Annotated in this window: 5 protein-coding genes; all 5 read right to left on the reverse strand. The window is 57.0% G+C overall.

Annotated features, from left to right (window positions below; genetic code table 11):
- Positions 1-62 precede the first annotated feature (62 nt).
- A complete protein-coding gene (locus tag EKA13_RS26195; protein ID WP_065761947.1) occupies positions 63-479 on the reverse strand; it encodes a ClpXP protease specificity-enhancing factor in 417 nt (138 codons plus the stop codon).
- 17 nt (positions 480-496) lie between these two features.
- A complete protein-coding gene (locus EKA13_RS26200; protein ID WP_065761948.1) occupies positions 497-1114 on the reverse strand; it encodes a glutathione S-transferase N-terminal domain-containing protein in 618 nt (205 codons plus the stop codon).
- Between the two features lie 117 nt (positions 1115-1231).
- Positions 1232-2014 carry a cytochrome c1 gene (locus tag EKA13_RS26205; RefSeq protein WP_065761949.1) on the reverse strand — a complete coding sequence of 261 codons (783 nt, stop codon included), beginning with the start codon at positions 2012-2014 and terminating at the stop codon, positions 1232-1234.
- A complete protein-coding gene (locus tag EKA13_RS26210) occupies positions 2014-3225 on the reverse strand; it encodes a cytochrome b (protein WP_065761950.1) in 1212 nt (403 codons plus the stop codon). The genes EKA13_RS26205 and EKA13_RS26210 overlap by 1 nt, the downstream gene beginning before the upstream one ends.
- Positions 3225-3818, reverse strand: a complete 594-nt coding sequence (petA, locus tag EKA13_RS26215) for a ubiquinol-cytochrome c reductase iron-sulfur subunit (RefSeq protein WP_065761951.1) — start codon at positions 3816-3818, stop codon at positions 3225-3227. The genes EKA13_RS26210 and petA overlap by 1 nt, the downstream gene beginning before the upstream one ends.
- Positions 3819-3984 lie beyond the last annotated feature (166 nt).

Consider the following 3984-nt stretch of genomic DNA (forward strand, 5'->3'; position numbering starts at 1 on the left):
CGACTGCCCGGACTCCGGGCATCGCGCACAAAAAAGGCGATCCACCTGGATCGCCTTTTTTGTTACTTGACCACTTTCAAGCTAGGCCGGCCACTTGGGCGCGGCGGTGGATTGTCGGTGTCATCGCCCGATTCATCCTCCCCCTCAAGCTCGTCGTCGTCCACCAGAGGCGGCTCAAGCTCGAACACCATACCCTGACCATTCTCTCGAGCGTAAATGCCCAGAATCGCACCTGTGGGCACGTAGAGGGTATGCGCAACGCCACCAAAGCGACCCTCGAAGCTCACGGCCTCGTTATCCATGTGCAAATGACGCACGGCACTGGGCGAAATGTTCAAGACGATCTGACCATCACTGGCAAAGCCTTGCGGCACCTGTACCGCCGGGTACTCGGCATTGACCAGCATATGCGGCGTGCAATCGTTGTCCACGATCCACTCATACAACGCACGCACCAAATAAGGGCGACTGGAGTTCATAAACGGCTCCTTAAAACCTAACGCATTTCACGTTCAGCAGCGGACAGGCTCGCCTGGAAAGCTTCACGAGCGAACTGGCGCTCCATGTAGTCCAGCAACGGTTTTGCCGGCCGCGGCAATTCAATACCCAACACCGGCAAACGCCAGAGTATGGGCAGTAGACAACAGTCGACCAGACTTTGCTCCTCGCTCAAGAAACAAGGTTTTTCAGCAAACAGCGGAGAAACGCCGGTAAGGCTCTCTCGCAGCTCTTTGCGCGCCTGAGCGCGCGCGCTGTCCTTGCTGCGCGGATCAAGAATCAGATCAACCAACCCACACCAGTCGCGCTGGATGCGGTGTATCAGCAACCGGCTGTTGGCTCGGGCTACCGGATACACCGGCAGCAAGGGCGGGTGCGGATAACGCTCGTCGAGGTACTCCATCACCACGGTCGACTCAAACAACGCCAGATCGCGATCAACCAGTGTCGGCAGACTGCCGTAAGGGTTCACTTCAATCAGCTTTGCCGGCTGCTGACCAGCAGGCACATCAATGATCTGGACACTGACCCCCTTCTCGGCGAGAACAAGGCGTACCCGATGAGAATAGTGGTCAGCGGGGTCGGAGTAGCAGGCTAACCGGTTGGTCACGCCCATGGTGATCCTCCTCGCGAATGTAATTATGAATGGTACAAATGCAAACGCGCCCTGCGGACACCCCTGCGTTGCAGAGGCGCCCCAGGGCGCGTTCAACTACCAGAAACTACTGCGTGATCAGTGCACGTCCTTCCAGTATTCGCGCTTGAGCAGGTAAGCGAATACGAAGAAGAAGGCCAGGTACAGCAGCACGTAAGTACCGATGCGCTGGCTTTCCAGTTTGACCGGGTTGGCCGAGTACGCCAGGAAGGTCACCAGGTTCTTGACCTTCTCGTCGAACTGCTCTTCGTTCAGGGTACCGGATTTCGGCACGATGGTCAGCTGGTCACACGCCTCATGGGTCAACGGCGTACCGGTCAGCGGGTCGAATTGCTTCTTGCCGTCAGTGACGATCTGGACCTGCTTGCAACCGATGACCTGCCGACCCTGCAACCCTACCAGCACGTTAGGCATGCCCACGTTAGGGAACACGGTGTTGTTCACACCCCAAGGACGCGCCTTGTCCTCATAGAAGCCATGCAGGTAGCTGTAGAGCCAGTCAGTACCACGCACCCGGGCAACCAGGGTCAGGTCAGGCGGCGCGGCGCCAAACCAGGCCTTGGCATCGTTGGGCTGCATGCCGACTTTCATGTGATCGCCGATCTTGGCACCGGTGAACACCAGCTTCTCGAGCATCAGCTCATGCGGGATACCGAGGTCATCGGCAACGCGCTCGTAACGCTGGAACTTGGCGCCGTGGCAACCCATGCAATAGTTTGCAAAGGTGCGCGCACCGTCCTGCAGAGCGGCCTTGTCAGTCAGATCGATATCAACCTTCTGCAGCTCGACGGTTTCACCACCGGCAGCAAAGGTCAACGAAGGCATCACTGCCAGAATCAATACTGCAAATAGCTTTTTCATCAGCCAGTCACCCTTTCCGGAACCGGTTTGGTCTTCTCGAGCCTGGTATAGAACGGCATCAGAATGAAGTAGGCGAAGTACAGGAAGGTACATACCTGCGACAGTAAGGTACGACCCGGAGTCGGCGCCAGAACACCCAGCACGCCCAGGATCACGAACGAAATGCAGAACACCACCAGCCAGATCTTGCTCAGCCAGCCTTTGTAGCGCATCGATTTGACCGGGCTACGGTCAAGCCAAGGCAGCACGAACAGCACGGCAATGGCGGCACCCATGGCTACGACACCAAGCAGCTTGTCAGGGACGGCACGCAGAATCGCGTAGAACGGCGTGAAGTACCATACAGGCGCAATGTGCGCAGGTGTCTTGAAGGCGTTCGCCTGCTCGAAGTTCGGCTTCTCGAGGAAGTAACCGCCCATTTCCGGGAAGAAGAACACGATCAGACAGAAGACGAACAGGAAGACCACGACACCGACGATATCCTTGACGGTGTAGTACGGATGGAAAGGAATGCCGTCGAGCGGAACACCGTTCTCATCTTTCAGCTTCTTGATGTCGACACCATCCGGGTTGTTCGAACCTACTTCGTGCAGCGCCAGAATGTGCAGCACTACCAGACCCAGAATCACGATTGGCAGGGCAATCACGTGCAAGGCGAAGAAGCGGTTCAGGGTAATACCGGAGATCAGGTAGTCACCACGAATCCATTGGGTGAGGTCATCACCGATGACCGGGATCGCACCGAACAGCGAGATGATCACCTGGGCACCCCAGTAGGACATCTGGCCCCACGGCAGCAGGTAACCCATGAAGGCCTCGGCCATCAGCGCCAGGTAGATCAGCATACCGAAGATCCACACCAGCTCACGCGGCTTCTGGTAAGAGCCGTAGAGCAAACCGCGGAACATGTGCAGGTAGACAACGACGAAAAACGCCGATGCACCGGTAGAGTGCAGGTAACGCAGCACCCAGCCGTATTCAACGTCACGCATGATGTATTCGACGGAGGCGAAGGCCTCTTCCGCCGACGGCGTGAAGCTCATGGTCAGCCAGACGCCCGTGACGATCTGGTTAACCAGCACCAGCAGCGCCAGGGAGCCAAAGAAATAGAAGAAGTTGAAGTTCTTCGGTGCGTAGTACTTGCTGAGATGGTCTTCCCACATCTTGGTCGCGGGGAAGCGCGCATCAACCCAATCCATGAACTTACTCATCACGCTTTCTCCTGATCGACACCGACGACAATGATGTCGTCCGACTCATAAGAGTACGGCGGCACCGGCAGATTGAGCGGCGCTGGCTGAGACTTGTAGACCCGACCCGCCAAATCGTAGTGGGAGCCGTGGCAAGGGCAGAAATAGCCACCCACCCACTTCGGCCCCAGATCGACCGGCGCCACTTCTGGGCGGAACGTCGGGGAGCAACCCAAATGCGTGCAAAGGCCAACCAGCACAAGAATTTCAGGCTTGATCGAACGATTCGACGGATCGACGTAAGCCGGCTGAACCGATGCCTTGGATTCAGGGTCAGAGAGGTCGCCGGCAATCTTTTTCAGGTTGCCCAGAATTTCTTCTGTACGGCGAACGACGAACACGGGCTGGCCGCGCCACTCAGCGATTAGCTGCTGACCTGGCTCGATCTTGGCGATATTGACTTTCACCGGTGCACCTGCGGCTTTCGCCTTGGCACTGGGGAACCATGACCCCACGAACGGGACCGCAGCCCCCACCGCTCCAGCAGCACCTACCACAGACGTGGCTGCTACTAGGAAGCGACGCCGGCCTGCATTGACGCCGTCATTGCTCATTCAGTCCTCTCCCATCAGCTTTGTGGCCTGTTGCAACAGGCATCTACTAAATAATTTCTGAACTGCGTAAAAATTTGCCGAATGGTAATTAAAAGACCCTGCTCTGACAAGGTGATTAGCCCGGCCAAAACCTTGGACCCCTTGCAGTGCTTGACTTGCATCTATG

The sequence above is a fragment of the Pseudomonas defluvii genome, assembly GCF_001695625.1.
Classification (GTDB): Bacteria; Pseudomonadota; Gammaproteobacteria; order Pseudomonadales; family Pseudomonadaceae; genus Aquipseudomonas; species Aquipseudomonas defluvii.